This window comes from Parapedobacter sp. (genome assembly GCF_035556095.1).
Classification (GTDB): domain Bacteria; phylum Bacteroidota; class Bacteroidia; order Sphingobacteriales; family Sphingobacteriaceae; genus Parapedobacter.
The window spans coordinates 68,583-91,619 of record NZ_DATMFT010000029.1 but is presented as its reverse complement, the minus strand read 5'-3'; the positions used below and the strand labels follow the sequence as shown (position 1 = coordinate 91,619).

The 23,037-nt window shown below is 52.1% G+C and carries 22 protein-coding genes and 1 tRNA gene; 4 read left to right on the top strand and 19 right to left on the bottom strand.

Annotation, left to right across the window (positions count from 1 at the left end):
- Positions 1-65: 65 nt before the first annotated feature.
- Complete coding sequence (locus tag VNQ80_RS18225) at positions 66-1,859, bottom strand: serine hydrolase (RefSeq protein WP_325641352.1); 1,794 nt, start codon at positions 1,857-1,859, stop codon at positions 66-68.
- A gap of 81 nt (positions 1,860-1,940) precedes the next feature.
- Entirely contained in the window at positions 1,941-2,276 is a 336-nt protein-coding gene (locus tag VNQ80_RS18220; RefSeq protein WP_325641350.1) for a Rieske (2Fe-2S) protein, read from the bottom strand.
- Between the two features lie 187 nt (positions 2,277-2,463).
- Here VNQ80_RS18220 and ychF point away from each other — a divergent pair, with 187 nt between their 5' ends.
- Together ychF and VNQ80_RS18210 are read left to right on the top strand one after the other, a co-directional pair.
- Positions 2,464-3,564 (top strand): redox-regulated ATPase YchF, encoded by a 1,101-nt coding sequence (gene ychF / locus VNQ80_RS18215; protein ID WP_325641348.1) that lies wholly within the window; start codon positions 2,464-2,466, stop codon positions 3,562-3,564.
- 64 nt (positions 3,565-3,628) lie between these two features.
- A tRNA-Arg gene (locus tag VNQ80_RS18210) sits at positions 3,629-3,700 on the top strand.
- Between the two features lie 52 nt (positions 3,701-3,752).
- Here the strand turns inward: VNQ80_RS18210 and VNQ80_RS18205 are convergent.
- The 11 genes from VNQ80_RS18205 to VNQ80_RS18155 all read right to left on the bottom strand — a co-directional run bounded on the left by VNQ80_RS18205 (position 3,753) and on the right by VNQ80_RS18155 (position 15,672).
- The gene (locus VNQ80_RS18205) at positions 3,753-5,003 is read right to left on the bottom strand and encodes an MFS transporter (protein WP_325641346.1); all 1,251 of its coding nucleotides are present in this window, start codon (positions 5,001-5,003) and stop codon (positions 3,753-3,755) included.
- Positions 5,004-5,065: 62 nt separating this feature from the next.
- Positions 5,066-5,779, bottom strand: coding sequence for a sugar transferase (locus VNQ80_RS18200; RefSeq protein WP_325641344.1), 714 nt, complete (start codon positions 5,777-5,779; stop codon positions 5,066-5,068).
- Between the two features lie 163 nt (positions 5,780-5,942).
- On the bottom strand, positions 5,943-6,851 hold the full coding sequence (locus tag VNQ80_RS18195; RefSeq protein WP_325641342.1) for a glycosyltransferase family 2 protein: 909 nt from the start codon (positions 6,849-6,851) through the stop codon (positions 5,943-5,945).
- A complete protein-coding gene (locus tag VNQ80_RS18190) occupies positions 6,848-8,404 on the bottom strand; it encodes a right-handed parallel beta-helix repeat-containing protein (RefSeq protein WP_325641340.1) in 1,557 nt (518 codons plus the stop codon). The genes VNQ80_RS18195 and VNQ80_RS18190 overlap by 4 nt, the downstream gene beginning before the upstream one ends.
- On the bottom strand, positions 8,401-9,399 hold the full coding sequence (locus VNQ80_RS18185) for a glycosyltransferase family 1 protein (RefSeq protein ID WP_325641338.1): 999 nt from the start codon (positions 9,397-9,399) through the stop codon (positions 8,401-8,403). Before VNQ80_RS18185 ends, VNQ80_RS18190 begins: the two co-directional genes overlap by 4 nt.
- Positions 9,399-10,565 (bottom strand): O-antigen ligase family protein, encoded by a 1,167-nt coding sequence (locus VNQ80_RS18180; protein ID WP_325641336.1) that lies wholly within the window; start codon positions 10,563-10,565, stop codon positions 9,399-9,401. Before VNQ80_RS18180 ends, VNQ80_RS18185 begins: the two co-directional genes overlap by 1 nt.
- A 7-nt stretch (positions 10,566-10,572) precedes the next feature.
- Entirely contained in the window at positions 10,573-11,778 is a 1,206-nt protein-coding gene (locus tag VNQ80_RS18175) for a glycosyltransferase family 4 protein (RefSeq protein WP_325641334.1), read from the bottom strand.
- Complete coding sequence (locus VNQ80_RS18170; protein WP_325641332.1) at positions 11,775-12,863, bottom strand: glycosyltransferase family 4 protein; 1,089 nt, start codon at positions 12,861-12,863, stop codon at positions 11,775-11,777. The genes VNQ80_RS18175 and VNQ80_RS18170 overlap by 4 nt, the downstream gene beginning before the upstream one ends.
- A 6-nt stretch (positions 12,864-12,869) precedes the next feature.
- Positions 12,870-13,817 carry a glycosyltransferase family A protein gene (locus VNQ80_RS18165; RefSeq protein ID WP_325641330.1) on the bottom strand — a complete coding sequence of 316 codons (948 nt, stop codon included), beginning with the start codon at positions 13,815-13,817 and terminating at the stop codon, positions 12,870-12,872.
- Positions 13,810-15,336, bottom strand: a complete 1,527-nt coding sequence (locus tag VNQ80_RS18160) for a lipopolysaccharide biosynthesis protein (RefSeq protein WP_325641328.1) — start codon at positions 15,334-15,336, stop codon at positions 13,810-13,812. The genes VNQ80_RS18165 and VNQ80_RS18160 overlap by 8 nt, the downstream gene beginning before the upstream one ends.
- A gap of 48 nt (positions 15,337-15,384) precedes the next feature.
- Positions 15,385-15,672, bottom strand: a complete 288-nt coding sequence (locus VNQ80_RS18155) for a DUF2892 domain-containing protein (RefSeq protein WP_325641326.1) — start codon at positions 15,670-15,672, stop codon at positions 15,385-15,387.
- A 136-nt stretch (positions 15,673-15,808) separates the two neighbouring features.
- On the opposite strand from VNQ80_RS18155, the gene VNQ80_RS18150 reads away from it, so the two are divergent.
- Positions 15,809-16,588 carry a sulfite exporter TauE/SafE family protein gene (locus tag VNQ80_RS18150; RefSeq protein ID WP_325641324.1) on the top strand — a complete coding sequence of 260 codons (780 nt, stop codon included), beginning with the start codon at positions 15,809-15,811 and terminating at the stop codon, positions 16,586-16,588.
- Between the two features lie 30 nt (positions 16,589-16,618).
- Here VNQ80_RS18150 and VNQ80_RS18145 read toward each other — a convergent pair whose 3' ends face one another.
- Positions 16,619-17,749 carry a hypothetical protein gene (locus VNQ80_RS18145; RefSeq protein WP_325641322.1) on the bottom strand — a complete coding sequence of 377 codons (1,131 nt, stop codon included), beginning with the start codon at positions 17,747-17,749 and terminating at the stop codon, positions 16,619-16,621.
- A 53-nt stretch (positions 17,750-17,802) separates the two neighbouring features.
- Positions 17,803-19,776 carry a hypothetical protein gene (locus tag VNQ80_RS18140; protein WP_325641320.1) on the bottom strand — a complete coding sequence of 658 codons (1,974 nt, stop codon included), beginning with the start codon at positions 19,774-19,776 and terminating at the stop codon, positions 17,803-17,805.
- 183 nt (positions 19,777-19,959) lie between these two features.
- On the opposite strand from VNQ80_RS18140, the gene crcB reads away from it, so the two are divergent.
- Entirely contained in the window at positions 19,960-20,346 is a 387-nt protein-coding gene (gene crcB, locus VNQ80_RS18135; protein WP_325641318.1) for a fluoride efflux transporter CrcB, read from the top strand.
- Here the strand turns inward: crcB and VNQ80_RS18130 are convergent.
- From VNQ80_RS18130 to VNQ80_RS18115, 4 genes are all read right to left on the bottom strand, one after another.
- The gene (locus tag VNQ80_RS18130; protein ID WP_325641316.1) at positions 20,334-20,711 is read right to left on the bottom strand and encodes an SRPBCC domain-containing protein; all 378 of its coding nucleotides are present in this window, start codon (positions 20,709-20,711) and stop codon (positions 20,334-20,336) included. The genes crcB and VNQ80_RS18130 overlap by 13 nt on opposite strands.
- A gap of 256 nt (positions 20,712-20,967) precedes the next feature.
- Positions 20,968-21,948, bottom strand: a complete 981-nt coding sequence (locus VNQ80_RS18125; RefSeq protein ID WP_325641314.1) for a hypothetical protein — start codon at positions 21,946-21,948, stop codon at positions 20,968-20,970.
- Positions 21,938-22,693 carry a hypothetical protein gene (locus tag VNQ80_RS18120; protein WP_325641312.1) on the bottom strand — a complete coding sequence of 252 codons (756 nt, stop codon included), beginning with the start codon at positions 22,691-22,693 and terminating at the stop codon, positions 21,938-21,940. Before VNQ80_RS18120 ends, VNQ80_RS18125 begins: the two co-directional genes overlap by 11 nt.
- Complete coding sequence (locus tag VNQ80_RS18115; protein WP_325641310.1) at positions 22,675-23,025, bottom strand: hypothetical protein; 351 nt, start codon at positions 23,023-23,025, stop codon at positions 22,675-22,677. The genes VNQ80_RS18120 and VNQ80_RS18115 overlap by 19 nt, the downstream gene beginning before the upstream one ends.
- Between the last annotated feature and the right edge of the window lie 12 nt (positions 23,026-23,037).

The window sequence follows — 23,037 nt, the reverse complement described above, 5'->3', positions numbered from 1 at the left end:
CGACCTGAGCGCAACAAATCTCTCTTTTGATAAACAACATGCACGGCAGTTGTGGGTCACCAACATCACTCGTTCAGTCGTATTGCTTTAAACGTACCATTCGGCTGTATAGCATACATCGCGGAAGCCTTTCCGGATTGCTCATCCATTTCAAATCGGATCGCAAAACCGTTTAATGCTTTCAATTTAAAATAATGGTCACCCTGCGCAAGAGTTTCATAATTGGTTTGGCCCGGTACATCCATGAAAAGGACACCGTCTTTTACCGTGATCGTGATGGTCATCCCTCCAACACTATACTTTCCCACGTAAGCTTGTAACTGGGCCTGGGAGACCTCTGTAGTCATAGGCTGCCGTTTAAATTCGACTGGATTTCCCGACGGGTCATCCATCGTAATCGAGGCGCTCTCCACTTGCCCGTCCAAGCCGGTGCGGAAATTGATTTTCAGCCCCCCTGCGGTGGTGTCGGCCTTACCGTCTGTATCGATGTCCTTCATTTCGAACACATCATAATGGTAATGGCTGAGCCATACCCGCTGTTTGCCTAAGGTTATTTTGAGGGTATCGTTCGCTACATTTACCGCAAATGCGCCATAAGCAGCATTTTCGTAAGTCCCCGTATAACCGGGCAGCCCATGGGTGGGTTGGGTCCCCTTTATCCGAGCCAAATCCTCTTGTTTAGCGGTATCTACCGCCGCTGTATCTTTCTCGACACCACGGTCATTCCAATCCACAAACGACAATCCGAACCAACGATCGGCAATCAAATTGCGTACAATGGCCGGAACCGCTGAAACATTTTGGTTCGATAGCACGACAATACCTAATCTTTCGGTCGGAAAAAAACAGGTACTGGCCGAAAAGCCGTCGATATTTCCACCGTGCTCCACCAAGTAATGGCCACGGTAAGAACTGATCATCCAACCCAATCCATAATTAGCGAGATACACATCCTTGTACTTGGTCGGCAAGCCACCAGCAATCACCATCTGCGAACTAGCCGCTTCTTTGACAAAATCCACCGGGATCAATCGCTTGCCCTGGTACTTCCCACCATCGATCCAAAGCTTCAGCCAGTTGGCCATCTCGAGCACACTGCTATTGATACTGCCGGCGGGCCCCATGCCGCGGATCTCAAAATAAGGCAGCTTCTTGATAACATCTTTCTCATCTACGGTATAGCCCGACGATGCGTCGGGGTCGGCTGCCATTTCGTTTACGTCAAAGTTGGACCGGGTCATGCCCAGCGGCTTAAAGAATTGCTCTTTTATATTTTCCTCCCATGTTTTTCCGGTTATGCGTTCAGCAATCATTCCCTGTGCGAGGTACATGAAATTGTTGTATTGCCATTTAGCCCGCAGGTCGGCACTGGGCTCCATATAAGCTACCCGCCGCAATAGGCTATCCCGTGAGTCGGAGTTGAAAACATACCACGAATAATCGTATCGCGACAATCCCGTCCGATGGGTCATCAAATCACGAACCGTCACGTCGCCCTCGCGCCCATCCTTAAAATGGAGTTGGGGCAAATGCCTGGTCACCTTATCGTCCAACGAAAGGCTATCGCCAAACAACTGACCTACCAACGCGGCGGTAAATGCCTTGGAAGAAGACCCGATGGCATAAAGGGTATTGGGCGTAGCGGAGAGTCGCTCCTCATAATTACGGTATCCAAACCCCTTCGCATAGACAACACTATCTTTATGCACCACAGCGACAGAAAAACCGGCAACATGGTAGTCATCGAGCAATTTCTCCAACAAGGAGTCGATGCCCCGTAGGGCCTCGGTTGGTTGCGCCCAGGCAAGGGATGCACCTGTCAATAAAACGGTGAGCATCAGTAAACGGCAGATTTGCATAGCAATCGATTAAGGTGTTATAATAAAGCCTTTAGTGGTCAGACACCGGACCCCAGAAATGGTTACAGGCATTAACCGGGTTTATTTTCTAAATAATTTGTCAAACCAGCGCTCTTTCATGCCGATGAACCACCCGTCGTCCCGCTCTTCAAGCGGGTATATGGTGATGTATTCACCCCGTCCCGGATCGCCCTTACCCGTATCCAAGCTAAAGGTGTGCCTATGGTATGGGCAAAACAACCGGCCCGCTTCACACCATCCCCCCGACAAGTCTGCACCGGCATGCGGACATCGTAACGACGTAGCGTACAGTTTTTCCCAATGGCGAACCAAGCAAATACGCTTACCGCGTATTTTTACTTTCCGCATCCCCTCCATTGCAGGAATGGCTTTATCGGCGATTTTAATCCACTTCATGCTTGCTCAAAGATAATACATAAACACCATAATCATTGCCATATTTCATTTATTGAGCCAGCTTTTCAGCTATCCGGCTTCTTACATCTCGTCAGCAGGTCTTCTTGGCGTCATTTTGTTTCCTTGGCGTTAGCGAATACGAAGCATTTTATCTAAGTTTGCCCCGTTTTCAAAAACTCGACAATTCATGGCATTACAGTGCGGCATCGTTGGCCTACCGAATGTAGGCAAATCCACGTTATTCAACTGCCTTTCCAATGCGAAAGCACAGGCAGCCAACTTTCCATTTTGCACCATCGAACCGAATGTGGGCGTCATTACCGTACCCGACGTGCGCTTAAACAAACTCGCCGAGTTGGTGAAGCCACAACGCGTGGTGCCCAACACCATCGAAATCGTTGATATCGCCGGGTTGGTCAAAGGCGCCAGCAAAGGCGAAGGATTGGGCAACCAGTTCCTCGGCAACATCCGCAATACCGACGCCATCATCCATGTGCTGCGTTGTTTCGATGATGGGAACGTTGTGCATGTTGACGGCTCCGTGGACCCCGTGCGCGATAAGGAAATCATCGATACGGAATTGCAACTAAAGGATCTGGATACCGTAACGAAACGCGTTCAGAAAGTGGAAAAGCAGGCCAAGACCGGAAATGATAAAGAAGCGAAGCGAAGCTACGAAATCCTGTCTGCCGTGAAGAGCCATCTCGAATCCGGCAGGTCGGCACGCACAGCACCGATTACCAAAGAAGATTTCGAATTTATCAGCGACCTATCGCTGCTTACGGTGAAACCGATCCTTTACGTCTGCAACGTTGACGAAGCATCGGTCACTTCTGGCAATACCTATGTAGAGCGGGTCCGCGAGGCGATTAGCGAAGAAGATGCCGAGTTGTTGATTATTTCCGCACAGATCGAATCTGAAATTACCCAGTTGGACAGCTATGAAGAACGGCAACTCTTCCTCGAAGACCTCGGCTTGGACGAATCGGGTGTAAATAAACTCATCCAAGCGGCTTATAAACTCCTGAACTTAGCTACTTACTTCACCGCCGGCGTACAGGAAGTACGTGCTTGGACCATCGAAAACGGGTTTACTGCACCCCAGGCCGCCGGTGTCATCCATACCGATTTCGAGAAGGGATTCATCCGGGCGGAAGTCATTAAATACGACGACTTCATCCAATATGGCTCGGAGGCTGCCGTGAAAGAAGCAGGAAAACTCGGCGTCGAAGGGAAGGGCTATATCGTCCAGGATGGAGATATCATGCACTTCAGGTTTAATGTCTAATAAAAGGTAATTCTTATTTTTTCTTGATTGGGAAAGAATAAATAATTAATATCTTTGCACTCCCGTCTCCGTAGTTCAATGGATAGAATTTCAGATTCCGGTTCTGAAGATAGGGGTTCGAATCCCTTCGGAGACACAAGAAAGCACCTTTTCCAGGTGCTTTTTTTGTGTTAATCCCTTCGGGAACACTAATCGGCACGCTCTACCCCTATTCTTCTTTTCACCAGCCGATCCACGCGATACATGAAAAACAGACCAAGTATCGAAAACGCCACGACCACATAGCCCACGGTATCGTAATGCTCCAACGGACTGAAGTTGGTTTGCTGTACAACAATCTTTCCGGCCAGCGCAGCTGCAATACCTCCGGCCAATTGCTGCAAGGAAGCATTGATGCTCATAAAAGCACCACGATCTTCGAGCGCCGGCACCGCGCTTGTCAATGCCGAAGAGGGGATCATCCGGCCAGTCACACCGGCCATCAACAACACATTCAGAGCAATAGCTAACCACAACGGCACAACAGATAGATTGGTATACCAAATGCACATCACCATCAACCATATGGAAGCCATCACAAACAGCTTGTATTTATCCACCCGGTCGCTATAACGGCCGATGAAGGGCATAATGACCAACGTGCTGAGGCCCGCAACCATAAACAAGAGCGGCAGTTGCTGTTCGGTGACTTGCAAGTTGTTGATGGCAAAGGCGCTACCAAAAGGCATCATCATGAAGCCCCCTACCGACAGCAGTGCGGTGGCAGCAAAGCCAATCCGGTAATCCCGCCGGGCCAACGTATGCCATAGGTGGACAAACGCCGATTTTTCATTTTTCACGAGCAAGTGTTCCCTGATGGGCTTGAGGTAAAAGCCGATGACCCCCACCATTACCACACCCAATGCAGCCACCATGAGGAAAGGCATTTCCCAACCCCATTTCGTGGCGATATACAGCCCAATTGGAATACCCAGTACCTGGCTGGCACCAAAGGCCATTTGTACGAAACCCAGCACCCGGCCGCGCTGCTGTAGGGCGAACAAGTCGGCGACGATGGCCATCGATATCGACCCGATAACCCCACCGAACAGGCCTGTAAAGATCCGGGCGGCCACCAGCAACCAATAGGTATGTGCAATGCCGCAAAGCACCGTACCAATCACGAAACCTACATAGAAGAAAAGCAATAATTTCTTACGGTCAAACTTGTCGGAAAAGCCAGCAGTCAGGAAACCCGAGAGGCCGGCACTAAAGGCGTAGGCAGACACGGCCAATCCAAACTCGGAAGGAATGAGGTGCATGGACTTCATCAATATATCGCCCAACGGCGACATGATCATGAAATCAAGAATAACCGTAAACTGGGTAATGGCTAAGATGACGACAACCAATAATTGATAACGGGTAAACGACGGTGCGCTCGCGGACGTTTGGTTCATTCTATCAAGACGTCCAAATACACCAATTGTTACATACCAACGGAATTATTTTTTGAAACCCGTCATTTCCCTTTGCCTTGGGCCATGACCTTCACCGTCTCCATGATGATATCGAAATCGGTCCGCAAGCTCATGCTCGAAAGGTAGTTTAAATCGTAATCCACTCGTTCACACATTTGGCTCACATTTTCGGCATACCCATATTGGACCTGCCCAATGGATGTAATACCGGGTTTCAGGCGGAAAAGTTGCATGTATTCCGGTCGATGTGCTTTAATCTCCTCGATAAAATGCCGGCGCTCGGGGCGCGGGCCTACAATAGCCATATCGCCTTTCAACACATTCCAGAATTGGGGTAACTCATCCAAGTGGGTTTTACGCATGAATTTGCCCCACCGGGTGATCCGGGGGTCATCGTCGGAAGCCAACTGGGGGCCGTGTTTTTCGGCGTCCACCTGCATGCTTCGGAATTTGTAGATAAAAAAGGGTCGCTGGTCTTTGCCGATACGCTCCTGCTTGAAAAACACAGGTCCACGCGACGTAAACTTCGTAATCAGTATCAATATCAAGTATACCGGCAACCCGAGTGTCAATACCAATGATGAAAATATAATATCCATCACCCGTTTAAGCACGATTGTCTCTTGATAAACCAAAAGTTTCCTTTTTACGGCATTCAGGTCAATACGGAATGCCGCCGGATAACTAATCAATTCGTATATTGGGTTATCAACTTTATAAGTCAATTGCTGTATTTGCTGCTGCTCTCTAACCATGTGGCTCTTCTCTTATTACATGTTGATAAACACGAATTAAGTGCCATAGTCCATAAAACTAGCAATAATGCCCATAGCGATGTAACAGGGCGCTTAGGCGCAAAAAAGCGCACGGGGCACATGTAGAAAAATTCCACACATTAGGGAGTGGCTGTCCACTGATTTACTTCCAGTACCCTTTGTACATGGAGCATGCTTTACGGAGTTTAAGTGGCAACCGGCGGTACGAAAGACCAAATTTATACCCCAGCCACTTAGCCGCCAGGGAACAACCCACCTTCGGAAGCAGAAACGGATTCCGGCGACCCACATACCCGATTTCCGACATCGCGTAGCGGAGCCCTTCGCCGCCGGCGCGGCCGAACGCCTCGAATATCCACCGGTTATCGGCATGGAATACACCGATATCAAAGTATCGCTCGAACTCTTCACGGATGGCGTAATCATGCGAGTGGTACACGCACGCATCCGCCACATAGGCCATTTTCCAACCATCCAATAGTAACTTGCCGGCCACAATCACATCCTCACCCATAATCGTACCCCGCGGGAAGCCACCTACCTGTTCGAGCGCTTCCCGGCGATAGGCGGCGAACGAGTTGGAACAGGAAATGGTTTTGATGCCGTAGGTGGGTGCGTCGGTCAATGCCCGGAGCTGGTTTTGAGGTGGATAGTTGAACAATCGGACATGGCTCTCCAACAGGGTAGCCCCCGGGTGCGGAAGCTGCCTGCCATAGGCCATACCCACCTCCGAGTTGGCAAAAGCCTGCGCCAGATTGGCTAAGGCAACCTCATCGGCCAGGATAGCATCCTGCGTCAACAGGCAATACACATCCGCGTCGGGGTAGGCATCAATGGCCCGCTGGCGGGTACCGCCATGGTCGAACCCTTCGCTGCCCAGCCCAATCACCTCACAACCGCGGGCCTGCGCCGCGGCCACCGTGCCATCTGTCGAACCCGAGTCGATGACCACGCATCGCTGCAGGGGCAATGTCTGCTGCTCCAACCTATCCAACAGTTCCAGAAAATGCTTACCGCCGTTCAACGTCGGTATATATAGGTTCACCTTCATGGCCGCGCGCTTATTTCCACATGTTCTTTCACCTGGTTTTTGTTTATTTTGATGCCTGGGGGCCGGAAATCATGGATCCAGGTGCCGCCGGACGTCACGAAATTACTATCTATACGCACATTCAGTGCTGTTTTCCGCACGGTGATGGCGGCATTTCTCGCATTGGTGATGTGGTTGCCGAGTAGCGATGCACTCGCTACCTTCACCACGAGCAGGGCTCCCGATTCGTGGCCGCTCGTCAGCCGGTTGCCTTCAAATTTAAAGTGACCTTCCATATTGACGTTGATGGGTCCGCTGCTGATTTCGTTTTCCATGATGCGGAGCGAGTCTATCCGTATACCATTGGGCAGCATTACACTGCCTATTTTGCCGTGCCGGATATCGAGCAACCGGCCATCGGCATTGGCGAGCAGACGCAGCGTATGGAACGTATTTCCCTCCATCCGTATATTTTCCCAGTGGCCTACCAGCTCGAATGCACCGTCGGTTTCATTCCGGTTGGCCGTAATATCACCGCACCCCTCGATGTAGAGGGCCGGCCGGTTATTGCCAAAAGCACGGTTGCCGCTCAAGGTTACGCCCGAGATACCGATAAGCGTACCGATACCCGAGCCGTCGGGCGTGGATTCGCCGTTTACGAAACCGTTGTTGTAGCTATAGTTACCGGCAATGAGCGCGTTGATAGCCACCACCCTGCCATGTTCACGGTTGTTGATGTCTACCGCATCGGCCGCATTATATTCCAGGCGGTTGTTGGTTATCCGGTAATTTGCCACCCGTTCGGCGGCATTGAAAGCCACCTGTATGCCGCTCATGCCGTTGTGGTGGATGTGGTTGCCATCGATTTCCACATCGCCGCTATCGTGGATGAAGATGCCGTTTTCGCCATTGTGGTGGATGTGATTGCCGGAGATGGTCACGCCGTTGGCCGAGAGCACCCGGATCGCGGTGCCGGGGTGGTAGCTGTTTGGCGACTGCCGCGCCCCGCCATACTGGCTGATGGTCGTTCCCACCACGCGCGATGCCGCGCAATCATACCACAGCACCGCTGGGAACGACCGGTTATTGGTCGAGTCGCCCGTGAAATGGCTATTGGCAACGGTGATGTTACTGCACTGTGATGCATAAATCGCTTCATTGACCGTCTCTGCACGTACGGAAAGGTAGATATTGGATACCCGATGCGCCCGGAAGAGCGGTGCTGGCGAATGCTGCTTTTCCACCGCGAATTGCGCGGAGAGTTCCTTCGGTTGCTTCAGCAGGCCATCGGCGACGATGTGCACATTAGAAACCAGGCGAAGGGTCTGGACCAAGTACGTCCCTTTGGGAAGATACACCGTGTCGCCTACCATCGCACTGTCCAGCGCACGTTGGATCGCTTCGCTATCGTCGGCTTTCCCGTCGCCCACGGCACCGTAGTCCATTACGTTGATGCGCTGGCCGGCCTCAGGTCTCGGCGCATCCGCATGTGAGCGGATTTTTCCGCCGCATGCCATAACGACCATTACAACCGCCATACACCCAATGCAGTACCTATGAAATTGCTTCTTCATTTCCGTCGTTTATCCGTTATTACTTCCCATGTCCGTGCGGCCGTATCCGCCCACGTGAATTTGGCCGACCGCTTGATGCCGGCTTCTTTCAGCCGCTGATAGCCCTCGCTGTCGGCGACCAGCCTTTCCATTCCATCGGCAATGGCATCTATATCATGCGGGCTTACACACAGCGCCGCTCCGCCCGCCACTTCGGGCAGCGGACCGGCCGTAGACGTGAGTACGGGCGTGCCTGCCGCCATGGATTCGATGACCGGCAGCCCGAACCCTTCCATCAGCGACACGAAAAGCGTGGCGTGAGCCCCCCGGTACAATGCGGGCAGCCCCTCCTCGGCAACATGCCCCAAAAACCGAACCCGGTTACCGATACCGAGCTGCCCGGCCAATTCCGCCGTCTCTCCATCGCTATCACCCGTCAGGAAAAAAAGAAACTCCCGTGGAATGGCCGCACGGGCGAACGCCGTGAGCATGGCGGGAAGGTTTTTGTTTTTGCGCCGGTTGCCCACGTACAGGAAATACGGGGCATCGCTTTGATAGGTAACCGAATCTGTATCCGTCCGGTAGCAGTCGTCTACGCCATTGTAAACCACCGTTATCAACCGCTCGTCGATGCCTAATAACTCCACCAACTGCCCTTTGCTAAACTGCGATACGGTGATGATTTGGTCGGCGTTCGCCGCCAACCGCGCAATCACCTGTTGGTAGTAAAGCCGGTGCCATTTGGTGTAATAAAACAGGTGCATCAGGTCGTGGATGGTAAACACCACGGGCATACGGCTGTAGAGCGGTGGCATAAACGACGGACTGTAAAACACATCGGCGTCATGCCGGCCGATTTCGCGGGCAAGCATCAGCGGCGTCAGGAGGTTACCCAATCCCATGCGGCTTTGCACAAAGCGCGGGGAAACGTAACCAGGCATCCGCGCCATCACCTCCCGGTACAGCTTACCGATACCTGTGTCGGCATCCCATCGGCTGTCTATCAACACGCGCATCAGCCTATCCTCCCATTTAACTTTCTCACCCGTACCGGCCCTGCACTCCCCAGCAGGAACACCAGCGCCAGGTAAAGCACGATATCATTGTCGTAACCCGAGTAGAGGATCATCATAATGGCCAGCAGCGGCACGAAGGCAATCCACCAGAACGATCGATTACGGTACTTCTCCACCCCAAACCGGAAGTAATGGTAGAGAAACAGCGCATAAGAAAGTAAGCCGACGACCCCGAAATCGAGGTAGCAGCTCAAGAACGTGTTATGGATGTGGGGTTCGCCATGGTAAAATGCCGCATACCGGCTCAAGAAATCACCGCCGCTCATAAACCCATTCCCTAATGGCGAAATCGCCGAAAAATGTTCAAAAAAAGCTTTCCAGTAGGTTAGCCGTACCCCCATCCCATCATTGGAAGCGGTGATGTTTTCGATGCGGATTACCCGCAGGGCCACCACCGGAAGCGCCAGGGTAACCAGCGCGCCGAGCACCACGCGCCAGCGCGTATTGGCTGCCAGCCACACCAAAAACCCTACGCCCATGAGGAGAGCCACCATCGGTGTGCGCGATAGCGACAACCAGGCCAGCAGCAATACCAGCGCAATGCGCCACCATACGATGGACTTCAGCCGAACCACCGGCACCAAGACGTACACGAACCCCAGCAGGGCAATACGGGCACCGAACATGTTCTTGTCGTCCAGTCCCCAGAAATACGTGCCCGACTGGTACAACGCGCTTCCCTGCGCGGACGTTGCTGCGCCACCCAGCCACCGGAAACCGGCGGCCTGGTGATAGATCAGCAATTGCAGCAATGTCAACGCGAGTGCGATATGGAGGGCTACGTCTACCCACCCCAACAGGCGTACGTTGTTTCGTGGCGTCAGCCACATCACTGCAGTATACAGGAACGTAAAATTGATCAGCAATTTAAGGAAATTGGTCAGTTCCGGTTGCTCTGCGGGCAATCCGATGAGGAACACCGCAACAGCATATCCGGCAAAGACCGTGAGGTATATGGCCCATCGGTAGGGCGTCCATATCTTTGTATCTAATGCAAAGAAAGCGGAAGCCACCAAAAATACCAGTGGATAGATTTTGACCGGCAGGAATACCGCCAGCAGTGCCAGGCAGAACAATACCTCGCACCATCCGGATCGATTACGCACTATGTGATTAAATCCCTTCATCAGTTGCCACTACGGTGCGCAGCACCTGTTCATATTCGTTTACCATCCGCTCCACGCTGAGGTATTCGCTCACCGAATTCCTTGCCGCATCAGCCAGCCGGTTATAATCGTCCACATCTTTCCACAACCGGGCAAGCACCTGTCCAAGCGACGCAGGTTTATCCGGATCACAATGGTAACCGTTTACCCCGTCTACGACAGTCTCCTGCAGTCCACCACGGTTGCTTGCTACCACCGGCAAGTGATTGGCCAACCCTTCCACGGCTACCATGCCCAGTGGTTCGTCCCATACCGAGGGGACGGCCAGCACATCGATGGTTGGATAAAAATCGGCCGGCGCCACATAACCCACAAAATCGATGCGACTGTTATCCCCCGCCAGCTGTTTGAAATACTGCTCATCTTCCGCCTTTCCCTTGCCAGCAATCCGCAGTCGGCCTTCCACGCCCGATGTTTTAAAGGCGGTGATAAGCCACTCCACCCCTTTCGGAGCCGTTAGCGTACCGATGTAACCCACCGTCAGTTCGTCGCCCGCGGCGCGGTGGCGGGGCGGGGCGGTGGGCGGAATAACCCGTGCATTGTGCACCACGTAGCGGGGTACCTGTTCAAAATACCCGTACTCGATAAACCGGTCCAGTATACTCCGGCTAATACCAACTACGGCGGATACCCCCGCAGATATCTTCCGGTGTCGTTGCCGCAACAGCCGGCTCATCATATCCTGGTGAGGGCGGGTATATCCCGGCTTGAAAAGCGTACTGTTCGGGCTGAGCAGGTACATATCGTGCAGTACCTGCACGATGGGGATACCTGCGCGGCGCACCTCGTCCCACACAGCGATAGACCAGCCCACGAGATTGTGGCAGGAGACGACGTCGGGCTGTTCGGCAGCCAGCACTTCGCGCACATAGCCCACCATAGACCGGTTATAGCGGTCGCGTAAGTGCCAGCACAACCGGCGCCATTTGCCCGGGCGTTCGTTGGAGAACGGCCAGTAGCTGTTTCGGAGCCCCGCGCGGTACACCTTCACGCCGTCCACCCGGTCGCTGTTCAACCCCCCGTCCGGCGAAAGGCTCAACACGGCCACCTCATGACCCCTGGCCCGCATGGCCTCCACCAGCAGCTTTAGGGAGATTTCCGCCCCGCCAGCTACGTATGGTGCATATAGCGCATGGATATATAAAATCTTCATCCGTCTTTTTTATTACCACGACGACGCCTGTCGAGGGCATGGCGGTACAACCGTGCTAGTTCATCCCCTACTCGCTGCGGGTCGTGCGCCGCAGCCATATGCCGGTACAGGCGTTCGCCCATGTCATCCAGCGCATGCGGATCCTCGCGCTTCCGCGTCAACGCCCGCTCGATCTGCTGCTTCAATGCCTTTCGGTGCTGTGCGGCGGTATCGTAGCGGTAACAAAAGGTGTCTGCTACATGGTTGCCCAAATCCGCTATCGTACCGATCTCCGGACATATCACTGTCTTCCTATAGGAGAACGCCAAGATAGCCGTGCCCGAGTTCAAGCTGCTTGCCAGATCGTACGGAAGCACAACTGCATCCGTGTGCCCCAGCAGCAGGGTCAGTTCCCCGTCGGGTATAAAATACGGCAGCAACGTCACATTGCCAACATGTGCTGCCCGGTTGGCCAGCTTCCGCTGATAGCCTTCATCGATGGCCTTGCCGGCAATGGTCAGCTGTACACCGTGGCCAAAAGTGCCCACGATGTCAATCAGCAATTCCAAGTTTTTATAGGGCTTGACCATTCCGATAAACAAGAGCCGCAGCCCATTTTCCTTATGTGGATAGGCCGCGACGGCACTCCCATATACCCCCACGAAATGCGGGTGGGGAACATAGGCAACCCGTTCCAACACACTTGCCCCATACGAAGCAAGTACGTTTTCCGACTGTCCTGAATGGATAATGATCACATCCGACCAGCGGACCAACAGGCGCATCAGCATGCGGCTGAACAAAGCTGCGCCTTTTTCGTGCGATGCGCGGTTATGCAGCGTCCAAACCAACGGTTTCCCAGCCAGGCGGATGGCCGTGAGCACCGTCAGCTTACGCACGAAACTCCGCAGGGCCTTAAAAAAACTGCTGTCGTCGATATTTTCAAACCAGTTGAGGTGCACCAGTTTAATGGACCGGAAATGCCGGTAACTTGAAAAAATCGTATCGAGGGGATGTATGCGGTATCCCCTAGCATGCAGCTCATTTACCAATAGCCGGATGTATTGGTTTTCGGTATTGACCGGGGGATTAAAGATGATATCCATTGGTCGTCAGTTCAATAATCGATTAGCAAGCCCTCGTGCTTTCACTGCTGCCAAGACGAGATCACGGAGCCGGAGACCAAACTCCTTGCGATGTCTGTACCACATCCAGAACCGCCGCAAACGGTGGCTGCGCATGGAAAGCGCCATGGTATACTGTTTCCGTTGTTGCATGAGCTTATCCTGCTGTTCGAGCAGGTTCCGATAAACCACCTGTTCCGTTTCATGGGGCGTATAGTGTACCAAGAAATCGCGCAACCAAGCCGCATAAAGCAGGTTGGCGCGCATTTTCTCTAAATCGTTACCGGTCGATGTAATCGAAAGACGATTGCTGCGGTAATTGAATACAGGCTTGTTCGTATGCGCTATCCCTTTTCCGGCACAAGCCCGGTAGGCGGTGATGTCGTCAGACCCCCACGCCAACGGCAAGGCATAGCACCCCCCTACGCTACGTAACGCATCTGCCCGGTACACGAAATCGGAGATATACTGCGATCGCCATTGGTTCAGGCGATGCCAGATATGATCGCATACCCGTTCGAACGACGGGCCGGCGGGGGTCAGCTGAACCGCATTTCCGTTGTCGTCGATGACAAGGCTCCTGCAGTGGTATGCATCCAAGCCAGGGTAACGGGTCATCAGCGCCATAAACGCTTCGAGGTAATCGGATTCCAGCCGGTCGTCATCACCCATAATGACCACAAACTCCCCTTCTGCCAATGCCACGCACCGATTCCAGTTGTCTGTAAGCCGTATCGCACCCATATTGCGCTCATTCTGATAGTATCGTATGCGGGTGTCGGAAAAGGAACGCACAATTTCTTCCACCGGCTCGGGCGAGCAATCGTTGAGTACAATCAATTCAAAGTCGGCGTATGACTGCCCCAAAATGCTTTGTATGCATTCGGATAAAAAGCGGCTTTTGTAGGCCGGTATGCAAACAGAAAACTTAGGCATCTTTATTCCCTTTCCCTATGAGTGTTTCTTTCAGTTCGCGGATTGCTGCGGGTTTGAGTACAAACAGCAAGAGGTACGTCAGATAAATCACTCCAAAGATAACGGTATTGGCCATTACCGTGCCATACCCACCGGTTAAGGGCAACCAGCCCGAGAGGTAACGGCTACCCGCCAATGCTATCATACCCCCGATTGCTGCCGGCAGGAAAGCGCGGCCGAACAATCGTCCACCGTCCAAGCGGAGTACCTTCGGTATATAATAGACGTAAAAAAAACCGATTTGGAGCACCATATACACCAGATAACCTACTACGGCCGCCCCCACTTGCAGCGTGGGGGCAAAGATGATAGTAATAGGCAGTGAAACGATGCAAGCCACGGCCGAAGAATAGACAAGTGCCCGTGTTTTACCGGTAGAAAGCACGAGACTGGCTACGGGTGTATTGTGCATGGAAAGCAACACCGTGAGTAACCAAAGGGACAACCACAACGATAGGCTACTGTAATCGCTACCCATATACAACAGTAGGATTTCATTGGCATTTAGCATCAACACGAACACCATGAAACTTAGAAAGATGGAGATGTATTTCGTGGCTTTGAATACCATACGCTCAATCCGCTGGTGATTGCCGGCCGCATAGGCTTTCGAAGTGGACGGCAGCAGCACCTGCATAAACACACCGCCGAAGGCCACGATAAGCATGGCAATGGTCTGGATAACCCGGTAATCGGTAAGCACCTCCACCCCATCGGCAAACTTGCCCAGCAGCAGTGGCCGCAGGTTATTTGCCGTGAGCTGGAATAAACCCATCACGAAAATCGCCAGGCTATACATGAGTATTTCGCGGAAAGCAGCCCCATCCCAACGGGGCGCCAGCAGTGAACGCCTCGGAACAGGGAATACCTTCAGCCGCCATATATAAAACGGGATCGGCATTAACGTTGCCAAGGTGTAGCCGATGAAGTAGGTGATGAGGTCCCATTGCCATTGGATGGCCACCAGCGCAACAGCAAAATTCAGGACGCTGCTGAACGCCGTTACACGGTTGATAAACCCCAACTCATCCATGGCACTCAGCAGTTGTATGGCTACGCCCGAAAGCCAGTTTAATACGGTCGAAAACGCCAGCACCACCATCATCTGCCTATACAGGGGCAGTTGTGCCTCCGTGAGGTTGAACAGCTGCTGCCCGTAGGCAGACATGACGAGAAATATAACCGCATTGATGAGTCCTATTACCCCGTAGAATACGATGCTTGAGCGCGATACACCGGCTATTTTCTCCCACTTGCGGTCCGCCGCCCACATCGAGAAAAACCGGACCGCCCCCACGTTGTATCCGAGGTCCATCAGCCGGAGATAAGTATTAAGCGAAAAAGCGAGCGCAATCAACCCGTAATCGGCTTTTCCATAAAAGCCGACCAACAACGGAATGGTAACGAACTTGGCGAGTGCGTCGAGTATCTTGGCCAACACACCCCACGCAGAGCCGGAAAATACCCGTTTAGAATCCATATTAGCCAACCAATATCAGAAAAAATGCCGATTGGCCAAAATGGGCGATTATTCGGCTACGATATGCTCCACAACGGTAACATCCCGGTCGCAGCATACGGAATCTTTCACGGGGCAATAGCCCGTGGCACCGCGGAGAATCAATGCCCCGCCCACGGCCACCTCCGCCAGCGAAGCGAGCGGGGTTTTGAACATGCGCGTAATGCCCGTATACAATACAAACGCTCCGGCGGCTACGGATAGCAACCGTTCCGAGTTGGCAATGTTACGGTTATCATTAGCATCGCGAAGCCGATCCCTTACATCTTCCAGTATTTCTTTGGTCTTGGTATCCATATCTCTTGATTTCCTGACAAATTACCTATTATTCACTCATAGTACAAACAACGTGGTCGCCTTTTGGTTTTAGGGAAGGCGTAATTCGCCAAATTAACCGTATTTTGCCAGCGTATCGATTCCCAGATGCACACTGATGGAAATTTTGGGTTACATCCTAGCCGTATTTATCGGCATTTCACTTGGCCTCATTGGCGGTGGGGGTTCTATCCTCACCGTACCGGTATTGGTATACCTATTCCATATCGAACCTACGCTGGCTACCTCCTATTCCCTGTTTATCGTAGGGATGACCAGCCTCTCTGGGGCTATATACCAATACAGTAAGGGCTACGTGGACCTAAAAGCCGTCCTTTCGTTCGGACTCCTGTCTGTCGTTACCGTTTTTGCCGTACGGAAATACCTGCTGCCGCTCATCCCCGATATCCTTTGGCAAGTCGGTGCCATTGCCCTTACCAAATCTACGGCCATCATGGTCTTGTTCGCTGCATTGATGCTTGCCGCCTCCATATCAATGGTGCTAGGCCACCGTGAGCAGGCAGGCGATGCGCGGACCAGTTTGCCGGTGTTGTCAGCCTTTGGCATAGGCATCGGTCTAGTAACCGGCCTGCTGGGCGCAGGGGGCGGCTTCCTGATTATCCCGGCCCTGGTGCTGCTGGCAAAAACACCCATGCGGGTAGCTATCGGCACCTCCCTGTTTATTGTTACCATAAATTCGCTGGTCGGTTTTGTTGGTGACATCGGCCATGTTTATATCGACTGGCCGTTTCTATTCACCATGCTGGCCATTACGGTATGTGGCGTGCTCATTGGCAGCGCCATCGGCCGCCGAATACCGGGCGAACGGCTGCGCGCGGGCTTTGGTTGGTTTGTACTCACCATGGGCATCTACATTTTGAGCAGGGAGTTGTTTTGAGCCTGTCACCGCTGGTCCGCCAGTTACCTATTACCCCGTCACCAGGAGTGTTATCCCCCCTTTTCGCTCTCCTGTAACACGGTTGGTGTTCACGATATCGATGCCCGCCAGCTGTCCCGGCTTGAGGCCGAAATCGGGAATTGCTACGTTGAAGCTTGTCTTCATCATCGGCTTATTCATGGCAGTCACCGCCTCATGCAACTTCCTGCGTTCCGCACGGTCCATCCGGCTTACAGGCGCTTTCAGCATCGCATGAAACGCTTTCATCAATCTGGCCTGCTCGTCAATGCCCACCCCTTTGCCACGGTCGACATACAATTCTATGCCCTGCTTGCCCGGCTTCATCCGGAAATTGGTATGTATCTTTCCTATCGGTCTGACCTCCAGTTTCCGCAGGGACGCTAGGGATAGTTGGTTCGATATACGATACTTCAATATGGTGGGATGCAAGAGTTGCAGCACCTTGTTCTTAGACATAGGCACAAACTCGATTTGCTCCTGGGTATTGGGCAGGTGAATGAGGTTAAACTGGTATTCCGTGTTTTGCGGTACAAAATTCAGATTTTTTTGTGCGATATGCCGGTCGGATGTGGGTTGTAGTGCGTAAACGTCATTCGGTTTATCGAGCGGGCTGAATGAATACGTCCGGGCGAACAAGCATTTATGACCCTCCATGGCAGCCGGCACGTGATAGCGGAAGTCCAGCGTATCCGAGCCCGCCGGCAGTAGCAATCCCGGTAGCTGTGTCAACCCGATAAGATCGGCAAAACGGGTATCGAACCCCAGTGTTGGGGTAGTAAGGAAAAACTCAACCTTCGGAAAAGGCACGGTGATATCGCCGCGGTTATGCAACCGGCAGTTGATGTTGTAGGTATGGCCGGCATGAATCGTCGTACCGAAATTGCCGATATCGGTAACGGGACTGATATTGATATCGGGCGAGTTCCAGAAAAGGATGTTATCAAATGGTCGTACGCCGACATCGCCTTCGTACGATCGGATGTATAAAAAAGAACTGTCATTTACCGTATCCGGTTTCCGATCGTCCTTGCCCCGGCCGTATAATCTGGAAATCAGTCGGGGGGCTTTTTTAGCATAGGCGGCTCGTTGCGCGTTCAATTCGCGAATATAAGCCTGTATTTTTTCAATGTTGGGTGACATGGTTATATGTATTAAAGTCTTTTAATGTTATTGATAAGAAGATTACCCGGCGGCTACGGATGGATAAATTCCAGTTTTACCGGGGTTATCGGATTGCCATTGTTTTGTTGTTCCTGTTGTTGCAAGATTTTGGGTTCCTCCCGGCTATTGCCTGCTTGGGTCCAGCACGTGTATGCATATCCCCGGTCAGCATCCAGGTTAAAATCAGGTATTTTCCTGCCCGTTTTCAATCGGTCGTAGCATTCGTCGGTCAGCGTAAGCGCATTGCCCAGGAACGGGCGCCCTTTGTGTTCCTTCATGAGCTTTTCTAAATTCGATTCATCGCCAGACAGGTTGGCCAACGCATCGATGAACGGCTTACTAAGCGGAATGTTATCAAACACATAGTGGCGCGCCGCATTGCTGAAATAGGAAGCCGGGCCACCGCTGGCATGCAACGGTTCTCCTTCTGTTTTCTTGAAGGCCGTTCCGGGCACGTCATTGGAAGGTGGATAGATGAGGTGTCTTTCCTTGTTGAAAAGGAGGTTCATCACCTCCTCACTGAACCCTATCCCATCCAGCCGGATACGTATCTTGGGCAGTTCGGCTGCGAAGTCTGAAGCCACCTTATTCAGTGGGTCGGCAAAGTTGGTATTTTGGAACTGCCTGAAGCGGGGCTCATTGAGGTGCTCTTGCATGGGGTAAGCCAACCCGTTAAGCGCAACGCCGAGGCGGAAATTCTGGAATGCATTGTACAGCTGGTCATACACCAGGCTTGCCGCATAACGGATACCTGCCGTCGTTAAGGTAGTAAGCGCCCCCAAAATAGCGTCTATAAGTGCTGCAGCAGCAGCCACGGCAGCAAGGATCAACGCTGCCAGCACAATAAAAATAGCCAGAAAACTAAAGCTGCCAGCCTGGTCTACGGCGTCTTCAATAAAATCACCGATGTTGTCGAGGTTATTCATGGCCGTTTCCCAAACCTCTTCCAGCTCAGCGGTCAGCGAGTAAGGCACCGGTACGGGCAAGGTGCCGGTCTCAGTGGCATTCCGCATCCACCGGTACCAGATACGGTATGCATTATTCACGTCATCGGCCGACATGGTGCGTCCGTATTCATTGTCGTCCGCGCCGCCCTGCGCATATACCTTATTGACCGTTTTGGCTATAAATTCGGCCAGTTCACTAGGCAGATGAGTATTCGGATCAGGAATTTCATCCGGATCCGCCGGTGGCGACATGGTGCCGTCGAAATTGAAATTGTACAGTTTATGCAGTTGTGACCGGTTCCAGTCCACATTATTCTGTGTAAACATATTGAACACATCGTGGTAGTTTTCACTGGTTTTATGCCTTTGGGATTGACTACGGTATGGACCACCGCAATTGATGTTTACATAGGGGTGGCCCACCGTATCGCCGGTCACGTGCGTTAGGTAGCCAAGAGCATATAGATGTAGGGGCGAATCTTCGGGTGCGTCTTTGAGCAATTGCGCCACGTACCGCCCTGTTTTGCGGTAATGCAGGGCATCAAACCACCACCATTCCCCCTTAGGCTGGCCATCGCGATAAGGATGTCCTAAAATATCGTACAGGTTGAAATCCGTAATGAAATCCTTGACCATTTCCATCAGATTGGCCGATAACGCATCAACCACCTGTTGCATGTCTTTGAATAGGCTTTCGAGCTCACTAAGGGTCGATGAGTTGCTGACCACTTGATCGGCAGCGTAGCCGGCGGCATCCAGCAGGTCGATGATGGGCTGGGGCACCAGTTCCAACAGGCTTTTCTTGAAATCGTCGATGGCATCGTATACCTTGTAATAGACTTCCACGGCATTACCCAAGGGGCCCGCCGGCCAATCCTTGGTATTAAAGAACAGGAAATCGGGGCCTTGGCAGCCGACGAACAGGTACGGAAGGTTTTTGGGATCGGACAGCAGGCTCTGTAACTTGCTATAATCCGCATTCGGCCCTAAACCGTTGCCGGCATTTATCTTTTTCCGAAGTTCATCTGCTATAAGATGATGAATAGCTGGTCCTGGCATGGCAGTAATTTTAAATCAATAATTCTATTAACGCTACATCCAAAATTATTACGTATCTTACTGACACACAATACCTAAAATGGTGTATTTTAAAAAGAACCACTCAGCCATTTTATTTATTTACCTTTGCGGTGATGCGCGCAGCATCCAATCCGTTCGGACAACCGTTGTAATAAAGCAGCTATGATTAAACAACTTTTGTTGGTAGGTATCGGCGGTGGGGTCGGCAGCATGCTCCGATTCCTGGTTTCGGTGGTTACCAGTAGGTTTGTACAAGGGACCTTCCCCGTGCCCACCCTGCTCGTTAATCTTTCGGGATGCTTCTTGATCGGCATATTGGCAGGTATATTTGCCCAGCCGCCCTATGCCGACAACAACATACGGTTTCTGCTCATTACAGGATTTTGCGGCGGTTATACCACATTTTCCACGTTTGCCCACGAAAACCTGCTGCTTATTGAAAATCAGCAACTGTTCACGGCTATCAGTTACACGTTATTGAGTGTGGTGCTGGGTATAACGCTGGTGTGGTTGGGCATGTTAGCGAGCCAGGCCGCCTATTCGCGGTAAAAATCAATCAGGCTTGCGGCATAGGTATTGTGCCAGCCATCCGCAATGTCCTCGTAAGCCTCATCGGGAATATCCGAGTGCCTTACTTCCATGGATGTGCCCCGCTTATGCTCATGCAGTCTGACGGTAACGACAGACGCTGTATTTTCGCCGAAATACCATTGCTGCACAATTTCTTTATCCTTTATAAACGACAGGTTTTTCCCCACAATTGCACCGCTCCACATGGAGAATTCGGTACCCGGTTCGGCAATCATAGTAGCTTCCTCGCCGGTCCACAGGTTGATGGTTACTTCCGTGGTCAAGGCCAGGTAAACTTCCGCGGGTTCGGCGGGTATGATGAAATAGGCTTTAAAGTCCCTCATATCATAGGAATTATGTCTGTTTGCTGGCGCAAAAGTATTCAAAAAGTTTTCCGCATCCAACAGAATCCTCGAGCGGTCCAATTTGCATTCAGTGCTGCCAAGCCACACGCGATATACGGAGCTGACGCGAATTACCGTCATCTACCTGATTGGCGAGCATGTACTGCAGGTCCGGGCCAATCGGGGAAGAATGTACCAACCATCACGTGGTACACATTGCGAAACTCACCCATGTTCGGAAAATAGCGCCGTTGATTTAAAAGCCGGGCAAAGAAACCGGCCTGTATCCCGTCGAGTCAAAGCTATATTCGCCATCCTGTATTTGCGTTACCTCAACATCAAACAGGCTACTGGTGAACTTGTGCATCAGGTACGTAACCCCGTCAAGCTGGAGATAGCCGATGTTCAAAAAGCCCACCATGGCAAATTCTTCCGGCGGCAGTATGACGTCCGTTGATGGCACCAGCCAGATATTCATCGGCGCTCCCTCTGCATCTTTCCCTGCGTACTCTTCCGAGTAAAGCGCCGTTTGGAGAAAGCGCGCGCGCTTGCCCGTCTTCTTAAAATGCTGGTTGAAATGGACTAGGTTGTCGACATCTTCGGGCGAGGGCCCGTAGGTCATCCCGATATCCATCCGAATCTCCCACTTATTACCTTCGGGATCTATGATATACTGAATCATGACCCGGTCCCTCATGAAGACATCGATCTGGACAATCCCTTCTGCGTCTTCAAGCAGCTTGATGAATGACTCATTGGGAACATATGCTTCCCGGTCCTTTATATTCAGGAACGAATACCCCTGCATGGTTTTGCCTTCCTTTTTATCCACTGCGGTATAATCGAAGCGTTTGGTATTGTTCGGGAACGCAAGGCAGGCATGCTGCAACAGGTAGTTCTTAAAATCGAACCCTTCGCCAAACTTGGCTTCTCCGGCACCACCATATTTTTGGTCAATGGATTCGAGTGACTGATCTTCCTCGATGACGGGCGTACAATCTACCAATGCGAGCACCGCCCCCGCTTTCGCGGCCGCAAAAAAATCACTTTTGTTCAACAGCTTATCGATCCCGGCCCGCGTAAGGTCTACCGAGTAAAATGTGCATCCTGCTTCCGCGACACAAGTCGCCACGGTTTCGGTTTCCATGATTTCCCCGTCTTTTGATTTGCAACTAAGCAGCATGGCCGTGCAGACCATCAGTATTGCGCTTACCAGCGCCGTCATGTTATTTTTCATAGTCTTCTAAATTAAGTTCGTAATAGTTATCGGATATCGCGGTCAACCGATGCCAAACACGGTGTGTGCCGCCCTTCGTATCGGCGGCAACCTCGATTTTACCGGCCGGCAAATGGGGCATGAAATACACCGGAATTTTCGCATCTGCGATTCGCCTATTGAAATAGACAAGCGGGCGCATATCTACTGCGGTATCGGCCAGCCAAATCGCACTGCGTTCACCCGTTTGCTGGTAGTCTACCTTATAGGCTCTAGCTTGCAGGGTGGGCCAACCGTAGGTGTTTTCACCAAAAATGTGCTTTTCTCCAGTGGGTTGCAGCCACTCCGCGAACGCTTCATCAAACTCCGGGAGATTGAGCGTATCGCGCAGTAAGGTGCGTTTGCCTGTCTCGTCGCGGTATCCCGTGATGAATTCGCCCGAGGGAAGTGCTAGCACCCAATCGGCCATTTCATCCGTGCCTCCATATGCTTCGGCAGTAAACAGCCATGCCTCGGTACTATCGTCGTGATACACCGTCAATTGTCCGGTACTGCCGTATTCACCCTCGGGAACCCATGTGTTTTCATAGTTCCAATGCCACGAATAATAAAACGTATACCTGCCCTGGGCGGGCGGACTAACGGTCTCGGTAGATACAACCGTGAGAGCTGAGAAGGCACGTGCGGCAGGCTGCTGCTGCGGTCCGGGTAAGCTGCATGCTACGGCAAGCAGCCCCAGGCCTGTCATTAAACCGACTTGAACCATTCCTGAAAATATTTCCCCACTACAGGCACGGCTTTCTCTTGTCCATTGAGCGCCGCGATTAACCCGATGACCCAGCATACGAAAAGGAAGATCACCCCGATGATACAGACGATCCACCCAAGGATCGGAATGATGTTGATCATGCCCAGGGCCAAGCCCGTGAGCATGATGCCGAGGCTCTGCCGGATGTGGTAGGCGGCGAAGCGCTGCCGCTTTTCACTGTTCATCACGAACGCAGCGATGAGTCCAATCAGTGTAAGGTATGCAATGATCGCAACGGACTTGTCGGGTTGCTGCCCAACGGCAACGGATTGTTGATGGTTATTTTCCATGGTTTCTCGCTA

What these genes read in the sequence shown, in the direction of transcription:
- VNQ80_RS18175 (WP_325641334.1), bottom strand. Translation starts at nt 11,778, where the DNA reads ATGAAGATTTTATATATCCATGCGCTATATGCACCATACGTAGCTGGC.
- VNQ80_RS18150 (WP_325641324.1), top strand. Translation starts at nt 15,809, where the DNA reads ATGGAAATTTTGGGTTACATCCTAGCCGTATTTATCGGCATTTCACTT.
- VNQ80_RS18155 (WP_325641326.1), bottom strand. Translation starts at nt 15,672, where the DNA reads ATGGATACCAAGACCAAAGAAATACTGGAAGATGTAAGGGATCGGCTT.
- VNQ80_RS18115 (WP_325641310.1), bottom strand. Translation starts at nt 23,025, where the DNA reads ATGGAAAATAACCATCAACAATCCGTTGCCGTTGGGCAGCAACCCGAC.
- VNQ80_RS18200 (WP_325641344.1), bottom strand. Translation starts at nt 5,779, where the DNA reads ATGGTTAGAGAGCAGCAGCAAATACAGCAATTGACTTATAAAGTTGAT.
- VNQ80_RS18140 (WP_325641320.1), bottom strand. Translation starts at nt 19,776, where the DNA reads ATGCCAGGACCAGCTATTCATCATCTTATAGCAGATGAACTTCGGAAA.
- VNQ80_RS18165 (WP_325641330.1), bottom strand. Translation starts at nt 13,817, where the DNA reads ATGCCTAAGTTTTCTGTTTGCATACCGGCCTACAAAAGCCGCTTTTTA.
- VNQ80_RS18130 (WP_325641316.1), bottom strand. Translation starts at nt 20,711, where the DNA reads ATGAGGGACTTTAAAGCCTATTTCATCATACCCGCCGAACCCGCGGAA.
- VNQ80_RS18225 (WP_325641352.1), bottom strand. Translation starts at nt 1,859, where the DNA reads ATGCAAATCTGCCGTTTACTGATGCTCACCGTTTTATTGACAGGTGCA.
- VNQ80_RS18195 (WP_325641342.1), bottom strand. Translation starts at nt 6,851, where the DNA reads ATGAAGGTGAACCTATATATACCGACGTTGAACGGCGGTAAGCATTTT.
- VNQ80_RS18220 (WP_325641350.1), bottom strand. Translation starts at nt 2,276, where the DNA reads ATGAAGTGGATTAAAATCGCCGATAAAGCCATTCCTGCAATGGAGGGG.
- VNQ80_RS18205 (WP_325641346.1), bottom strand. Translation starts at nt 5,003, where the DNA reads ATGAACCAAACGTCCGCGAGCGCACCGTCGTTTACCCGTTATCAATTA.
- VNQ80_RS18185 (WP_325641338.1), bottom strand. Translation starts at nt 9,399, where the DNA reads ATGCGCGTGTTGATAGACAGCCGATGGGATGCCGACACAGGTATCGGT.
- ychF (WP_325641348.1), top strand. Translation starts at nt 2,464, where the DNA reads ATGGCATTACAGTGCGGCATCGTTGGCCTACCGAATGTAGGCAAATCC.
- VNQ80_RS18160 (WP_325641328.1), bottom strand. Translation starts at nt 15,336, where the DNA reads ATGGATTCTAAACGGGTATTTTCCGGCTCTGCGTGGGGTGTGTTGGCC.
- crcB (WP_325641318.1), top strand. Translation starts at nt 19,960, where the DNA reads ATGATTAAACAACTTTTGTTGGTAGGTATCGGCGGTGGGGTCGGCAGC.
- VNQ80_RS18190 (WP_325641340.1), bottom strand. Translation starts at nt 8,404, where the DNA reads ATGAAGAAGCAATTTCATAGGTACTGCATTGGGTGTATGGCGGTTGTA.
- VNQ80_RS18170 (WP_325641332.1), bottom strand. Translation starts at nt 12,863, where the DNA reads ATGGATATCATCTTTAATCCCCCGGTCAATACCGAAAACCAATACATC.
- VNQ80_RS18125 (WP_325641314.1), bottom strand. Translation starts at nt 21,948, where the DNA reads ATGAAAAATAACATGACGGCGCTGGTAAGCGCAATACTGATGGTCTGC.
- VNQ80_RS18145 (WP_325641322.1), bottom strand. Translation starts at nt 17,749, where the DNA reads ATGTCACCCAACATTGAAAAAATACAGGCTTATATTCGCGAATTGAAC.
- VNQ80_RS18120 (WP_325641312.1), bottom strand. Translation starts at nt 22,693, where the DNA reads ATGGTTCAAGTCGGTTTAATGACAGGCCTGGGGCTGCTTGCCGTAGCA.